Source organism: Streptomyces sp. NPDC014991 (assembly GCF_043080665.1).
GTDB lineage: Bacteria > Actinomycetota > Actinomycetes > Streptomycetales > Streptomycetaceae > Streptomyces.
The window spans coordinates 276,372-291,162 of record NZ_JBIBVY010000002.1; the positions used below are offsets into that span (position 1 = coordinate 276,372).

General features: G+C 71.1%; 12 protein-coding genes. 7 read left to right on the forward strand and 5 right to left on the reverse strand.

The features are described from left to right. Positions 1-9 precede the first annotated feature (9 nt). Complete coding sequence (locus ACF1BE_RS05290; protein ID WP_392197614.1) at positions 10-990, forward strand: NAD(P)H-quinone oxidoreductase; 981 nt, start codon at positions 10-12, stop codon at positions 988-990. 69 nt (positions 991-1,059) lie between these two features. On the opposite strand, the gene ACF1BE_RS05295 is transcribed toward ACF1BE_RS05290, so the two are convergent. After that, the gene (locus ACF1BE_RS05295) at positions 1,060-1,842 is read right to left on the reverse strand and encodes a hypothetical protein (RefSeq protein ID WP_392197615.1); all 783 of its coding nucleotides are present in this window, start codon (positions 1,840-1,842) and stop codon (positions 1,060-1,062) included. Positions 1,843-2,016: 174 nt separating this feature from the next. Here ACF1BE_RS05295 and ACF1BE_RS05300 point away from each other — a divergent pair, with 174 nt between their 5' ends. Continuing rightward, a complete protein-coding gene (locus ACF1BE_RS05300; RefSeq protein WP_392197616.1) occupies positions 2,017-2,562 on the forward strand; it encodes a bacterial proteasome activator family protein in 546 nt (181 codons plus the stop codon). Between the two features lie 113 nt (positions 2,563-2,675). Here ACF1BE_RS05300 and ACF1BE_RS05305 read toward each other — a convergent pair whose 3' ends face one another. Then, entirely contained in the window at positions 2,676-4,313 is a 1,638-nt protein-coding gene (locus ACF1BE_RS05305; RefSeq protein WP_392197617.1) for a protein kinase, read from the reverse strand. 341 nt (positions 4,314-4,654) lie between these two features. Here ACF1BE_RS05305 and ACF1BE_RS05310 point away from each other — a divergent pair, with 341 nt between their 5' ends. Continuing rightward, on the forward strand, positions 4,655-6,298 hold the full coding sequence (locus ACF1BE_RS05310) for a protein kinase (protein ID WP_392197618.1): 1,644 nt from the start codon (positions 4,655-4,657) through the stop codon (positions 6,296-6,298). Between the two features lie 67 nt (positions 6,299-6,365). On the opposite strand, the gene ACF1BE_RS05315 is transcribed toward ACF1BE_RS05310, so the two are convergent. Next, positions 6,366-7,382 carry a phosphotransferase gene (locus ACF1BE_RS05315; RefSeq protein WP_392197619.1) on the reverse strand — a complete coding sequence of 339 codons (1,017 nt, stop codon included), beginning with the start codon at positions 7,380-7,382 and terminating at the stop codon, positions 6,366-6,368. A gap of 552 nt (positions 7,383-7,934) precedes the next feature. Here ACF1BE_RS05315 and pdhA point away from each other — a divergent pair. Genes pdhA through ACF1BE_RS05330 form a run of 3 tightly spaced genes read left to right on the forward strand, consistent with a single transcriptional unit; the run spans position 7,935 to position 11,515 of the window. Beyond that, positions 7,935-9,140: a pyruvate dehydrogenase (acetyl-transferring) E1 component subunit alpha gene (gene pdhA / locus ACF1BE_RS05320; protein WP_392197620.1), complete on the forward strand. Its 1,206-nt coding sequence runs from the start codon at positions 7,935-7,937 to the stop codon at positions 9,138-9,140. Between the two features lies 1 nt (position 9,141). Beyond that, positions 9,142-10,119: an alpha-ketoacid dehydrogenase subunit beta gene (locus ACF1BE_RS05325; RefSeq protein ID WP_392197621.1), complete on the forward strand. Its 978-nt coding sequence runs from the start codon at positions 9,142-9,144 to the stop codon at positions 10,117-10,119. Positions 10,120-10,129: 10 nt separating this feature from the next. Next, the gene (locus ACF1BE_RS05330) at positions 10,130-11,515 is read left to right on the forward strand and encodes a dihydrolipoamide acetyltransferase family protein (protein ID WP_392197622.1); all 1,386 of its coding nucleotides are present in this window, start codon (positions 10,130-10,132) and stop codon (positions 11,513-11,515) included. A gap of 73 nt (positions 11,516-11,588) precedes the next feature. On the opposite strand, the gene ACF1BE_RS05335 is transcribed toward ACF1BE_RS05330, so the two are convergent. Next, the gene (locus ACF1BE_RS05335) at positions 11,589-12,656 is read right to left on the reverse strand and encodes a Bro-N domain-containing protein (RefSeq protein WP_392197623.1); all 1,068 of its coding nucleotides are present in this window, start codon (positions 12,654-12,656) and stop codon (positions 11,589-11,591) included. A gap of 516 nt (positions 12,657-13,172) precedes the next feature. Between ACF1BE_RS05335 and ACF1BE_RS05340 the strand changes: the two genes are divergently transcribed. Next, the gene (locus tag ACF1BE_RS05340; RefSeq protein ID WP_392197624.1) at positions 13,173-13,676 is read left to right on the forward strand and encodes a hypothetical protein; all 504 of its coding nucleotides are present in this window, start codon (positions 13,173-13,175) and stop codon (positions 13,674-13,676) included. Between the two features lie 78 nt (positions 13,677-13,754). On the opposite strand, the gene ACF1BE_RS05345 is transcribed toward ACF1BE_RS05340, so the two are convergent. Next, on the reverse strand, positions 13,755-14,657 hold the full coding sequence (locus ACF1BE_RS05345) for a D-alanyl-D-alanine carboxypeptidase family protein (RefSeq protein ID WP_392197625.1): 903 nt from the start codon (positions 14,655-14,657) through the stop codon (positions 13,755-13,757). Between the last annotated feature and the right edge of the window lie 134 nt (positions 14,658-14,791).

Genomic DNA, 14,791 nt, shown 5'->3' on the forward strand with positions numbered 1-14,791 from the left:
GTCACCCGCATGCATGCGATCACGATTCCCGAACCTGGTGGTCCTGAGGCTCTGGTGTGGGACGAGGTCCCCGATCCGGTGCCCGGCGAGGGCGAGGTGCTGGTCGAGGTGGTGGCCAGCGCCGTCAACCGTGCCGACATCCTGCAACGGCAGGGCTTCTACGACCCACCGCCCGGCTCGTCCGCCTATCCCGGCCTGGAGTGCTCCGGCCGGATCGCCGCGCTCGGCCCCGGGGTGTCCGGCTGGTCCGTCGGCGACGAGGTCTGCGCGCTGCTCGCCGGTGGCGGCTACGCCGAGAAGGTCGCCGTGCCGGCCGGACAGCTGCTGCCCGTCCCCGAGGGCGTCGACCTCCGGCAGGCCGCGGCGCTGCCCGAGGTGACCTGCACGGTCTGGTCCAACGTGTTCATGGTCGCCCATCTGCGCCCCGACGAGACGCTGCTGGTGCACGGCGGTTCCAGCGGTATCGGCACCATGGCGATCCAGCTCGCCAGGGCCCTCGGCGCCAGGGTCGCGGTGACCGCCGGCACGAAGGAGAAGCTGGACTTCTGCGCCGAGCTGGGCGCCGACGTGCTGATCAACTACCGCGAGCAGGACTTCGTCGCCGAGATCAAGGAAGCCACCGACGGCGCGGGTGCCGACGTCATCCTCGACAACATGGGTGCCAAGTACCTGGACCGCAACGTCCAGGCCCTCGCCGTCAACGGACGCCTCGCCATCATCGGTATGCAGGGGGGCGCCAAGGGCGAGCTGAACATCGGCGCGCTCCTCGCCAAGCGTGCCGCGGTCAGCGCCACCTCGCTGCGCGCCCGCCCGCTGGACGAGAAGGCGACCATCGTCGCCGCCGTACGCGAACACGTGTGGCCGCTGCTCGCCGACGGCCATGTCCGCCCGGTCGTCGACCGCGAGGTACCGATGCCGCGGGCTGCCGAGGCGCACCACCTGGTGGAGGCGAGCGGCCACATCGGCAAGGTGCTCCTGGTGGCGCCGTAGCGGAAGCGGCCGGCGGACGGACCGTGCGGGATCCGACCGGTGCCGGGGAAACGCCCGGGGCCCTGGGGGTCAGGTTCTGCGGAGCCTCAGGCCCAGCAGGGCCAGGGCCAGGCCCAGTCCGATGAGGACCAGGCCCGTGCCCAGCGGGAGGATCCGCAGGACCGGCTCCGTGGGGCCCTCGCCCTGCTGGACCGCCTGCCGGGCCGCGGGCCGCAGCGGAGGCCTGGCGGGGTCGAGTCCGGCTTCCTCGGGCGGCGGCGAGGCCGTCGGCGTCCCGTCCGGGACGTCCGCCGTCTCCGGCTCCTCCGCCTGCGCGGCCTCGGTGCCGGGGTCGTCGTCGCCCTCGACCTCGGCGGCCGGCCCGTCCGGCCGTCCCGGACGTATCCGCCCCTCACCGGCCCGGCTGCCCGCCCGGGACGGCTCGGCGGCGAGGCGGGCGGAGACCGAGGGGCGGACCGACGCCGACGCCGAGTCGGACGGCACGGGGACGGTGGCGGCCGGTGGATCGTCGGTGGGCCGGTCCGGGTCGCGCACGCCGCGTGCGGGACCGAGGGCGGAGGCGGCGGCGGAGCCGGGTAGGCCGTGACCCGGCCGGTCGTGTTCCGGGCCGGCGCTGCCGGGCTCGTCCCGGCCCGGCCGCCCGAGGCCCGGTGCCGCGCCGTTCGGCGTCGCCGGCCCCCTGTGCCCCGGGTGTCCCGGAGCGGACGGGCGGACGGGGTCCCGCTCGGTGGTGTGGGCGGGCGTGGCGCCGTACGCGACGGCGACGGAGACGCCGTACGCCGGCAGAGCCGCCGCCGTGAGGAGGAGCAGCAGCCGGACGCAGCGGAACGCGAGTCGCAGGCATGGAGTCACGTCGGTGACCTTTCGGAGCCCAGGTGCCGTGACCGATGGAAACCCGACGCGGACAAGCCTCACATCAGGCAATCGATGCGGCATTTCGTATTGCGCCGACAGGTCTAAACGGTGGATCAGCCACACGGGGGGGCACCACGGTGATGAGGTGGTGGTGTGCGAGAGAATGACGGCATGGAGATGCCGAGGAACGAACGGTCGCCGGAGAATCCCCAGATCCTCGTGGTGGGGCAGGACGGGATGGCGCTCGGTGGCGCCGGGGACGAGGACTCCCGCGAGACCCCGGTGACGGAGATGGTGGAACAGCCGGCCAAGGTCATGCGGATCGGCAGCATGATCAAGCAGCTCCTGGAGGAGGTGCGCGCGGCTCCCCTCGACGAGGCCAGCCGGGTGCGCCTGAAGGAGATCCACGCCAGCTCGGTGAAGGAGCTGGAGGACGGCCTGGCCCCCGAGCTGGTCGAGGAGCTGGAACGGCTCTCCCTGCCGTTCACCGACGAGGGGACGCCGAGCGACGCGGAACTGCGGATCGCGCAGGCGCAGCTGGTGGGCTGGCTGGAGGGCCTCTTCCACGGGATCCAGACGACGCTGTTCGCCCAGCAGATGGCCGCGCGGGCCCAGCTGGAGCAGATGCGCCGCGCCCTCCCGCCGGGCGTGTCCGGCCCCGACGGGCTGGGTGACGACCACCGCGGTGGCGCCCACACGGGCGGACCGTACCTGTAGGCAGTGAACCGACCCGGCCACGAGGTCACGGGGTCACGACATCCGAAGGGCCCGGCGGACACCCGCCGGGCCCTCACTGTGCCGGGTACGGACTCACCGCGCCCGGTTCGGCGTCACTGCGGCGGGTTGCCCGTCGACACGCTCAGGTCGATCGTGCCCACGTTGTCGGGGTCGACATCGGTGCCATGGTCGGGGAACTGCTTCAGCACGGTCCCGTCGCCCCAGGTGGCGTCGTCCTCCTGGTCGATGCTCCACTTCCAGCCCGCGGCCTGGAGGCACTTCTTCACGGAGCCGATGTCCTTGTAGCGGAAGTCGGGCATCTGGGCTTTGTTCGGGTCGGTGTACGACTCCTGCGGCTCGGTGCACTCCGACTTGTCGATCTGCCGCGTGGGGTCCGCCCCGCGGTAACCGGCCCGGTGCGAGGCGGACGCCGAGGCGCTCGAGCCGCCGGTCACGCCCTTGATGTCGTCGCCGGCGTTCTTCAGCGTGAGGGCGACGATCAGCCCGGCGACCGCGACGGCCGCCACCGTCACCGAGCCGATCACCAGCGTCCTGCGGCGCCTGCGCCCGGCACCGGAGGGGTGCGGGGCGGTCTGCGGCGTGACCGTGTACGGCGGCGGGGTAGGGGCGGTCTGCGGGCCGTAGCCCATCGGGGGTGTCTGGTAGCCGCCCTGCTGCGGGTAGCCGTAGGCGGCGGGCGTCGGCCGGCCGTACGGGTTCTGGGCCGGGACGGGATTGTGCGGGTACGGCGTCTGCACCGGCCCGTGCGGCGCCGGGGCCGCATTGTCGACCGGCGGGAACACCGCGGAGGCCACGCCCGCGCCGCTCTGTGCCGGCGCGGCGCCCGGCACGATGCTCGGCGGGGCCGCCTGGAGGGACGCGGCGACGCGCAGGCACTCGTCGCGCATGGACTCGGCGGTCGGGAAACGCTCGTTCGGGTTCTTCTTCAGCGCGCGGGCGACCAGCGCGTCCACGGCCGGCGGCAGCGCGCGGTTGACCGAGGAGGGCGGCACCGGCTCCTCCTGCACATGCGCGTACGCGATCGCCAGCGGCGAGTCCGCGTCGAACGGCAGCCGCCCGGTCACCAGCTGGAACAGCATGATGCCGACCGAGTACAGGTCGGAGCGGGCGTCCACACCGCGGCCGAGGGCCTGTTCGGGGGAGAGGTACTGCGGGGTGCCGACGACCATGCCGGTCTGGGTCATCGAGGTGACGCCGGACTGCATGGCGCGGGCGATGCCGAAGTCCATGACCTTGACGACGCCGCGCCCGGTCATCATCACGTTGCCCGGCTTGATGTCGCGGTGGACCAGCCCCTTCTCGTGGCTGATCTCCAGTGCGGCGAGCACGTCGGAGGTGAGCTTCAGTGCCTTGTCGGCGGGCATGGCGCCGTACTGCCGGATGTCCTCGGCCAGGACCGAGCCCAGCGGACGGCCCTCGACGTACTCCATGACGATGTACGGCGTCGCCATGCCGTTCAGCTCGTCCTCGCCCGTGTCGAAGACGGAGACGATGTTGGTGTGGGTGAGCTTGGCCACGGCCTGGGCCTCGCGGCGGAACCGCTCGCGGAAGGCCTGTTCCCGGCCGAGTTCGGTGTGCAGCGTCTTGATGGCCACCTGGCGGTCCAGCACGGCGTCGTACGCGAGGTGCACCGAGGCCATGCCGCCCTCACCCAGCAGGTCGCGCAGCTGGTAGCGGCCCCCGGCCAGCGCCTGCCCCGCGTACCGGCCGTGTGCGCCGTCCTGGCTCATCTCTCCGCGTCCCCCACCGGCCCCCGGCGCCGTCGACGGCGAACAGGCCTTGATCGAATGTGTCATTCCCGGCCAAGTCTGCCCCAGGGCACGGACACGTCAAGCTCGGTGCCCGTTCCGTGACCGTACGCGCAAGAAGCGTCGCGCAAGCGTTACCGGTGTCGTACGGCAGGCACACGGGATTTGCACGACAGCGCGTGCTAGAGGTTTCATGACCGGTCCGTCGCGGACCGGTCCCGGTTGCGGTTCCGGGCCGGTGGCCCCCGCGGAGGCTGTAGCGTGGCCGACGGAGACCGTGACAACACCGCGCGCACCGCGGGCAGAAACGACGGCGAGGACTGATGGCACAGCAGCAGCGCTCTCAGGGCCCGTCCGACCCCGAGGCGACTGGCGGCGGCATGTCGGACGCGCCGGAGATGTGGGGCAACGGAGGGCTCGTCGGCGACGGCCGGTACCGGCTCACGCACCGGCTGGGCCGGGGCGGCATGGCCGAGGTGTTCGCGGCGGAGGACGTCCGGCTGGGCCGTACCGTCGCGGTCAAGCTGCTCCGCGCGGACCTGGCCGAGGACCCGGTCTCCAAGGCCCGCTTCACCCGTGAGGCCCAGTCGGTCGCCGGCCTCAACCACCATGCGATCGTCGCCGTGTACGACTCCGGCGAGGACAACGTGGGCGGCCAGTCCGTGCCGTACATCGTCATGGAGCTGGTCGAGGGCCGAACCATCCGCGACCTGCTGCTGAACGCCGAGGCGCCGGGCCCCGAGCAGGCCCTGATCATCGTCTCCGGGGTGCTGGAGGCGCTCGCCTACTCGCACCAGCATGGCATCGTGCACCGTGACATCAAGCCGGCGAATGTCATCATCACCCACAGCGGTGCCGTCAAGGTGATGGACTTCGGCATCGCCCGTGCCCTGCACGGCGCGTCGACGACGATGACGCAGACCGGCATGGTCATGGGCACCCCGCAGTACCTCTCCCCGGAGCAGGCGCTCGGCAAGGCCGTCGACCACCGCTCCGACCTGTACGCCACCGGCTGCCTGCTGTACGAACTGCTCTCGCTCAGGCCCCCGTTCACCGGCGAGACCCCGCTGTCGGTGGTCTACCAGCACGTCCAGGACATCCCGGTGCCGCCGTCGCAGGTCGCGGACGGGACCTGCCCGCCGGAGCTGGACGGCCTGGTCATGCGCTCCCTGGCCAAGGATCCCGACGACCGGTTCCAGACGGCCGAGGAGATGCGCGGCCTGATCCAGTACGGCCTGCAGATGCTGTACGAGCAGGGCGGCCACACCGGCACCTGGAACACCGGCGCGGTGGCGGCGCACGACGGCCGGCACACCCCGGTGGGCGGCTTCGCCGGCACGACCGTGATGCCGCACCCGACGGACGCCTCGGGCACCGCGCAGATCCCGCAGCCGATTCTGCCGACGGGCTACGGCAGCGGCGACGACGGCGGCTTCGAGGGGCACGGCAACAAGGGCAGCGGACGCGGCAAGATGTGGATCGTCGCCGTCCTCGCGGTCGTCGCGATCGCGGCGGGTGTGGCGCTGGCGCTGAAGGGCGCCGGCGGCGGCGACGGCGGCAAGGGCACCGACACCAAGCCGTCGAGCACGCACTCCAAGAGCACCCAGCACGAGAAGCCCTCCGCGAGCCCGTCCGACGAGGACACCACCCAGCCCTCGGAACCCTCCACGCACACCGGCTCGGACACGGGAACCGGCACCGGCACCGGCAACGGCTGGCCGCCGGCCTCCACGCCGACGTACACCCCGTCGCAGCCGACCGGCTCCACCCCGAGTGACGAGCCGTCGGACCCGCAGACGTCGCCGTCCCCGCCCACGGACCCGACGAACGGCGGCACGGACGCCGGCACCACCGTCGGGGGCACGGACGCCGGCACCACCGAGGGGGGCACGGACGCGGGCACCGGTGACAGCGGAGCCACCGAGGGCACCACGACGGACGGCGGCACGGGCGACACCACCGGTTGAAGGACACCCACGGCGACCGGGACGGCGATCCCCCAGGGCTGACCCCGCCCCCGGCCCGCCGCCCGGCTCACCGCACGAACGCGTCGCACACGGCGTCGTACTCGCGGGTCCACCACACCGCGAGCGCCGACGCGGCCGGGAACTGGCAGTCCGCGCGCGTGTCGCCGCGTTCGTAGTGCCAGCGCAGCATCCAGAAGTCGTTCAGCCGCTCCCACCACACCCGGTGCGCGGCCGCCGCCAGCTCCGCGGAGGGGGCACCGGCCGCCCGCCGGTACGCGCGCGCGTAGGCACGCACTTTCGGCAGGTCCAGCGTTCCGCCGGGACGGACGAAGAAGATCACCGCGGCGCGCACGGCCTCCTCCGCGCGCGGCTGCACGCCGAGCCGGTCCCAGTCCACGATGGCCGCCGGAGTGTCGTCCTTGTAGAGCAGGTTGAACGGGTGGAAGTCGCCGTGCACCCAGCCCACCGAGCCGCCGCGCGGCGGGCGCCGGGCGGCGTGCTGCTCCAGGAGGGCGCGGCGTTCCAGCAGCCGGTGCCGGGCCAGCTCGTCGAAGGCGTCGGCGGGGCGGTGCCGGCGTACATGGCCGAGCAGGGCGTCGATGAGGGCGAAGGTGTCGGCCGGGTCGGCGCTCCGCACGGGGTGGGGGCCGGTCGCCGGGCGGGTGTGCACCTTGGGTGGCATCACGCGCTCCAGACAGGCGTGCACGGCCCCCAGAAGCGCCCCCAGGCGTGCGCTCTGCCCGCGCGTGAGCTGGCCGCCGTGACGGTGCCTGCCGTCGATCCAGGGGTGCAGCGCGTAGGCGTGGCCGCCGACGACGGCGACCGTGCGGCCCTCGCGGTGGGCGAGCGGCGGGGCGACCGGGACGCCGAGGTCGGCCAGGCGCTGGGTGGCCCGGTGCCGGCGTTCGATGGCGGCCGGGTCGGCGGTGTCCGGGTCGAAGTGGTGCTTGAGGAAGTAGCGGCCGCGCGTGGTGCACAGCCGGTAGCCGCGGTTGAGCAGCCCCTGATCGACCGGCTCACAGGTGACGGCGGTTCCCGCGCCGTACAGGCGCAGCAGGGCGCCCAGAGGGGGCGCGTGGGGCATGAGGGGTGGTACACATGGGCGCGGCACGCGGCAGATCGTAGGGCAAGCGCATCCCCTGTGAGCTGCGCGTTGTCACACGCAGTCATCGACGATCGCGTTCGGTCACGTGCGGGACTTTTCCGTCGGCCGACGGGCGGCCGGGACCGCGCCCGGTGGCCGCCCGTCGTGCGCAGCGGCGGACAAGGGCGGGGAGGTCGCGGGAGATATGCCGAATTTTACCTCTTCGTGTGCGAGGTCAGTCTCACAAACGGCTCTTCCCGTGACCTGGGTGCGCGGGATAACGTGCGGGTGCTCCGGACTGCCGCAAGGCTGTGACCAGCAGGCTTTCACCTCCCCTCGATTTACTTGGAAATCCAAGCAAAATCGCAGGTCAAAGGGGGTTTCACAGAAATGTGGAGCACTGGGTAACGTGTTGGTCGCAGGGCGCTCGCCGGGGCACCTGTCACGCCTGTTCCCGGCCGAGTGGCACCCACCCCGTGCCCGGTGGTCGGAACAGGTGAGCCGCACTGGCCTACCGGCAACCCCGGGGGCCGGAACGACGGAGGAGCACACGTGACCGTGGAGAGCAGTGCCGCGCGCAAGCCGCGACGCACCGCCGCAGGCAAGGCCGGCACGTCCGGCGACACGACCGGAGCCACCGGCACCAAGCGCACCACCCGCAGCACCGGGAAGGGCACCGACCCGGAACTTGTGCAGCTCCTGACCCCCGAGGGCAAGCGGGTCAAGAACGCCGAGTACGACGCCTACGTCGCCGGCATCACCCCCGACGAGTTGCGCGGCCTGTACCGCGACATGGTGCTCACCCGCCGCTTCGACGCCGAGGCCACGGCCTTGCAGCGCCAGGGCGAGCTGGGCCTGTGGGCCTCCCTGCTGGGCCAGGAGGCCGCCCAGATCGGCTCCGGCCGGGCCACCCGAGAGGACGACTACGTCTTCCCGACCTACCGCGAGCACGGCGTCGCCTGGTGCCGCGGTGTCGACCCGACCAACCTGCTCGGCATGTTCCGCGGCGTGAACAACGGCGGCTGGGACCCGAACAGCAACAACTTCCACCTGTACACGATCGTCATCGGTTCCCAGGCGCTGCACGCCACCGGCTACGCGATGGGCATCGCCAAGGACGGCGCGGACTCGGCGGTCATCGCCTACTTCGGCGACGGTGCCTCCAGCCAGGGCGACGTGGCCGAGTCGTTCACCTTCTCCGCGGTCTACAACGCGCCCGTGGTGTTCTTCTGCCAGAACAACCAGTGGGCGATCTCCGAGCCGACCGAGCGCCAGACCCGCGTCCCGCTCTACCAGCGCGCCCAGGGCTACGGCTTCCCCGGCGTCCGCGTCGACGGCAACGACGTGCTGGCCTGCCTCGCGGTCACCAAGTGGGCGCTGGAGCGGGCCCGCAACGGCGAGGGCCCGACCCTGGTCGAGGCGTACACGTACCGCATGGGCGCCCACACCACCTCCGACGACCCCACCCGGTACCGGGGCGACGAGGAGCGGCTGGCCTGGGAGGCCAAGGACCCGATCCTGCGCCTGCGCCGCTACCTGGAGGCCTCGAACCACACGGACGAGGGATTCTTCGCGGAACTCGAGACCGAGTCCGAAGCGTTGGGCAGACGAGTGCGCGAAGCGGTCCGCGCCATGCCCGACCCGGACCACTTCGCCATCTTCGAGAACGCGTATGCGGACGGGCACGCGCTCGTCGACGAGGAGCGCGCTCAGTTCGCCGCCTACCAGGCGTCGTTCGCGGAAGAAGGGGGTCACTGAGATGGCCGAGAAGATGGCGATGGCCAAGGCCATCAACGAGTCGCTGCGCCGCGCCCTGGACGCCGACCCCAAGGTCCTCGTCATGGGTGAGGACGTCGGCAAGCTCGGCGGTGTCTTCCGCGTGACGGACGGCCTGCAGAAGGACTTCGGCGAGAGCCGGGTCATCGACACCCCGCTCGCCGAGTCCGGCATCGTCGGCACCGCGATCGGCCTCGCCCTGCGCGGCTACCGCCCGGTGGTGGAGATCCAGTTCGACGGCTTCGTCTTCCCGGCCTACGACCAGATCGTCACCCAGCTCGCCAAGATGCACGCCCGCTCGCTGGGCAAGGTCAAGCTGCCGGTCGTCGTCCGCATCCCCTACGGCGGCGGCATCGGCGCGGTCGAGCACCACTCCGAGTCGCCGGAGGCCCTGTTCGCGCACGTGGCGGGCCTGAAGGTCGTCAGCCCGTCCAACTCCTCCGACGCGTACTGGATGATGCAGCAGGCCATCCAGAGCGACGACCCGATCATCTACTTCGAGCCCAAGCGGCGCTACTGGGACAAGTCCGAGGTCGACCCCGAGGCGATCCCGGCCCCGCTGCACAAGGCACGCGTGGTCCGCGAGGGCACGGACCTCACCCTGGCCGCCTACGGTCCGATGGTGAAGCTGTGCCAGGAGGCCGCGGACGCGGCGGCCGAGGAGGGCAAGTCCCTGGAGATCCTGGACCTGCGCTCGGTCAGCCCCCTCGACTTCGACGCCGTCCAGGCCTCGGTGGAGAAGACCCGCCGCCTCGTCGTCGTCCACGAGGCACCGGTGTTCTTCGGTTCCGGCGCGGAGATCGCCGCGAGGATCACCGAGCGCTGCTTCTACCACCTGGAGGCACCCGTCCTGCGGGTCGGCGGCTACCACGCCCCGTACCCGCCGGCCCGCCTGGAGGAGGAGTACCTGCCCGACCTGGACCGCGTGCTCGACGCCGTCGACCGCTCGCTGGCGTACTGAGGAGAGGGTCGTGACGACGATGACGGAAGCGTCCGTACGCGAGTTCAAGATGCCCGACGTGGGTGAGGGACTCACCGAGGCCGAGATCCTCAAGTGGTACGTCCAGCCGGGCGACACGGTCACCGACGGCCAGGTGGTCTGCGAGGTCGAGACCGCCAAGGCGGCGGTGGAACTCCCCATCCCCTACGACGGCGTGGTCCGCGCACTGCACTTCCCCGAGGGCACCACGGTGGACGTGGGCACGTCCATCATCGCGGTGGCCGTGGCGGGCGGTGCCGCCCCCGAGGCCCCGGCCGAACCGGCCCAGGCGGTGCCCGCGCAGCCGAAGCAGGAGCCGAAGCCGGAGGGCCGCCAGCCGGTCCTGGTCGGTTACGGCGTGGCCACCTCCTCCACCAAGCGCCGCCCGCGCAAGGGCCCCGAGGTCACCGTTCCGGCGGCGGCGCAGGCGGTCCAGCCGGAGCTGAACGGTCATGGCGCGGGGGCGGACAGGACCCGTCCGCTGGCCAAGCCCCCGGTGCGCAAGCTCGCCAAGGACCTCGGTGTCGACCTCGCCACCGTCACCCCCTCGGGCCCGGACGGCGTCATCACGCGGGAGGACGTCCACGCGGCGGCCACCCCGCGCGCCGCCGAACCGGCGGCACCGGTCGCGGCGGCTCCCGCGGTGGCTCCGGCGCCCGTGGCGTCGTACGACACCGCGCGCGAGACCCGCGTCCCGGTCAAGGGCGTCCGCAAGGCGACCGCGCAGGCGATGGTGGGCTCGGCGTTCACGGCGCCGCACGTCACCGAGTTCGTGACGGTGGACGTGACGCGCACGATGAAGCTGGTCGAGGAGCTGAAGCACGACAAGGAGATGCAGGGCCTGCGGGTCAACCCGCTGCTGCTGATCGCCAAGGCCCTGCTGGTCGCGATCAAGCGCAACCCTGACGTCAACGCCTCCTGGGACGAGGCCGGCCAGGAGATCGTGCGCAAGCACTACGTCAACCTGGGCATCGCGGCGGCCACCCCCCGCGGCCTGATCGTCCCGAACATCAAGGACGCGCACGAAAAGACGCTCCCGCAGCTCGCGGAGGCACTGGGCGAGCTGGTGACGACGGCCCGGGAGGGCAAGACCTCGCCCGCCGCCATGCAGGGCGGCACGGTGACCATCACCAACGTCGGCGTGTTCGGCGTCGACACCGGCACACCGATCCTCAACCCGGGCGAGTCGGCGATCCTCGCGGTCGGCGCGATCAAGCTCCAGCCGTGGGTCCACAAGGGCAAGGTCAAGCCCCGCCAGGTCACCACCCTGGCCCTGAGCTTCGACCACCGCCTGGTGGACGGGGAGCTGGGCTCGAAGGTGCTGGCGGACGTCGCGGCCGTCCTGGAGCAGCCGAAGCGTCTGATCACTTGGGCGTGAGGGCCTTTTCCAGGTAACCTCCACGCCTGCGGGGGGCGGCCGCAACTTCGGTTTGCGACCGCCCCCCGTCTTCTCAGGGCTGGTTGAGCACGTACACCGGTGCGCCGTCCTCGGCACCGCCCTGTGAGCGGATGCAGGCGTGCGTGCGCAGCAGGCGCAGGCACGCGTTGACGTGGCGCACCGTCAGCCCCGTACGGGCCGCGAGCGATTCCAGCGGCTCGCGCAGCTCCCCCGTCTCGACCAGGATCGGGGCGATCACCACGGCGACCGTCCACACGTCCTCCGTCACGGACAGCCGCTGACGCCAGTCGGCCAGTACGGACTCCGTGGTGGGCGGCGCCGTGAGGCGGCCCCTCGGGGTCGGCCGCGTGAGGACGAGGGTGTCGAGCCGGTCCGCGATGCGCTCCATCGCCCGGACCATGGCCTGATGCACGGCGACTGTGGCCTTCTGCGTCGCCAGCGTCTCCCGCTGGATGTCCAGTGCCTCCCGTTGGACGGCCAGGGTCTCTCGTTGGACGGCCAGCGTCTCTCGTTGAACGTCCCGGGTCTCGCGTTGGACGGCCAGCATTTCCTTCTGTACCGCGATCGATTCGCGCTGCCCGTTCGCGAGCTCCTCGTCCAGCTGGAGGTTGTGCGCCTCGAGCCGGACGATGGCCTCCGCGACCTGGTCGGGCATGGCGTACGCGATGGGCGCCCCCGGCTCGGCCGGCTGCACCTCGGCCTCTTCGAGAGTGTAGGAACCCTCCCGCTGCACGGTCTCGACGACCTCGGCGACCCACTGCTTGAAGGGGGCGCAGGCGGGCTTGGTGCAGGCACTGACGAGGAGGATGAGACCTTGCAGAGAGATGATGTTCAGGTCTCGGCGCCACTCCCTACCTGCGGGAATGCTGAGACCGTAAGCTCCAGTTACGGTCTCGAGAGTCTCTCGATGGCTCTCCGGTACATGGTCGGAGAGCGCCTGCCTCGAGTTGGTGTGCCCGAGCTCCTTGCAGACGTCGACCGCCGGGAACCAGTGACTTCCGTCCGGCATGGTCAGCCGTCGGACGCGGGCGCCGGTCGCGGCGTACACGAAGTCGCTGACGTCGATCGCCTCACGCCGTGCCGCGGAATCGGACTCGGACTGCTTCTTGGGTTCGTTCATGTGAACCACCTCCGCTGACGGAACCTAGGGCGAAGGAAATGACATATGCCAGCGGAAAAGCTGGTAATTCACGATTGCGTGGTAAAGAGTCCAAATCGGCTGCGCAGCAACCGCGTTGTGTGGTGAGGCGGCCGGCGGACACGATGATGCAGGCCGGCCGCAGCGGCGGCATCGCCGGCCTGACCCTGACGAGACATCAGGGCAACGTAGGGGTAGGGCCAGGGCGATCACCGATAGTGACGCTGCTGGTGCTCGCGGCATTCTTGGTGCATGCCGAAAGCCACTGCTCACCGCCCCGGTTTCCCACTCCTCCGACGTGCCGCGGTCACCGCTGCCGGTGCCGCTGTCCTCGCAGCCGCCACAGTGGGCGCACAGGGCACGGCGTACTCCGCTCCTGTCGCCGCCACCCCCGAAGCGACCGACTTCAGTGACTGTCCGTCGCTTCCCGACGGCGTCGAACCGGCCCGCTGGAGATGTGAGGTCCATACAGCGACACCTCGGTTGACGATCGGCAAGGTGACGGTGACACTCGCGCCGATCACCATGACGCATGCCGAAGGTCCCCTGCCGGACGGCAGCGACGGCCAGGAGTGGGGTGCGATGCACAGTGCGCCGACCGCTGTACCGGGCGGGCTGACCGGCACGCCCATGGGCGAGCGCTCGCCGGTTCTGGGGCTGGGGATGGAGCCGGAGTACGGTGGCCGGTCCGACTTCTACACCGGGCAGTTCAGCCTGCGCTTCCGGCTGGTCGGTCCGCTGCTGCCGCACGGCTGCGCCATCGGCGCAAGCGCCCCCCTCGACTTCCGGCTGAAGCGCTCGGGTCCCTCCAGGTGGGTCTCGCAGGACCCGCCGGTGATCGAGTTCTCGGCGTACGACGACACCTTCACCGCCCCGGCCGCCGAACACTGCGGACCGCTCACCAGGGCCCTCGACCGACGGCTCGGCCTGCCGGCGACCGACGGGAACCTGATGTCGTACGACGCCTCGTACACCTTCAAGACCTACGACCGGCTTCCCTAGGAACAGCCGGCAGGTCCCGGACAGCGCTACGGGCCCGCCGCTTTTCCGCGACGGGCCTGTGGCTGGGTCCGGCAGGCGTCAGCCGAGCTTGGCGAAGCCGTAGGAGAGGAGCTTCTTCGCGTCCGTCTCGCGCTGGGTGATGGACGTGGAGGCGAGGACGGTGCCGATGACCGTCCTGCCGTTCCGGGTGGCGGCGAAGACCAGGCAGTACTTGGCCTCCGGGCCGGAGCCGGTCTTCACACCGATGGTGCCGCTGTAGCTGCTGAGCAGCCCGTTGGTGTTCTTCCACGCGTTCATCGTGCGCGTGCTGCCCGTCTTGGTGATCGTCTTCGCGGTGTACGACTTGGTCTTGACGATCGTGCGGAACGTGGAGCTCTTCATCGCGCTGCTGGCGATCTTCGTCAGGTCGCGCGGCGTCGAGTAGTTGGAGCCGTTGCCGATGCCGTCGAAGGAGTCGAAGTGGGTGTTCTTCAGGCCCAGGTTCTTGGCAGCGGTGTTCATCTTGCCGATGAACGACTTCACCCGCGCGTCGGTGGAGGAGCCCGAGCCGTACTTGTCGGCGAGCGCGTAGGCGGCGTCGCAGCCGGACGGCAGCATCAGGCCGTACAGCAGCTGGCGGACGGTGACCTTGTCGCCGACGATCAGGTGCGCCTGGGAGGCGTTGTTCTTGACGACGTAATCGCTGTAGATCTTCTTGATCGTGATCTTGGAGTCGAGGTTGAGGTTCGACTGCGCGAGCACGACCTTGGCGGTCATGATCTTGGTGGTGGAGCCGGTGGACCGCTTGTCGTCGGCCGCCTTGGTGTACAGCGTCGAGCCGGTGACGTTGTTCATCACGTAACCGCCCTTCGCCACGATGGAGGGCGTCGTGACGGCCTGCGCGGGCGCTGCGGTGAGGGCACCGGTGGCGAGCAACGCGCCGGAGCTGACGGCGACGACGGCGGCTCTGCGAAGGCGGGTGCCCTGAATGCCGGTAATCAAAGTGATATACCCCGAATGTCTTGAATGCCCTTGGTGTACGGCCGAGTTGAGGTGGCAACGGACGGTCCGCACGTGTCTGACACGTAAGTAGCACAGAAGGTTGTGCGGTCGCCGCGAGGGGCGTTCGTCACGTC

Coding starts and splice junctions, on each gene's coding strand:
- ACF1BE_RS05290 (WP_392197614.1), top strand. CDS start 10: ATGCATGCGATCACGATTCCCGAACCTGGTGGTCCTGAGGCTCTGGTG.
- ACF1BE_RS05300 (WP_392197616.1), top strand. CDS start 2,017: ATGGAGATGCCGAGGAACGAACGGTCGCCGGAGAATCCCCAGATCCTC.
- ACF1BE_RS05305 (WP_392197617.1), bottom strand. CDS start 4,313: ATGAGCCAGGACGGCGCACACGGCCGGTACGCGGGGCAGGCGCTGGCC.
- ACF1BE_RS05310 (WP_392197618.1), top strand. CDS start 4,655: ATGGCACAGCAGCAGCGCTCTCAGGGCCCGTCCGACCCCGAGGCGACT.
- ACF1BE_RS05315 (WP_392197619.1), bottom strand. CDS start 7,382: ATGCCCCACGCGCCCCCTCTGGGCGCCCTGCTGCGCCTGTACGGCGCG.
- ACF1BE_RS05325 (WP_392197621.1), top strand. CDS start 9,142: ATGGCCGAGAAGATGGCGATGGCCAAGGCCATCAACGAGTCGCTGCGC.
- ACF1BE_RS05335 (WP_392197623.1), bottom strand. CDS start 12,656: ATGAACGAACCCAAGAAGCAGTCCGAGTCCGATTCCGCGGCACGGCGT.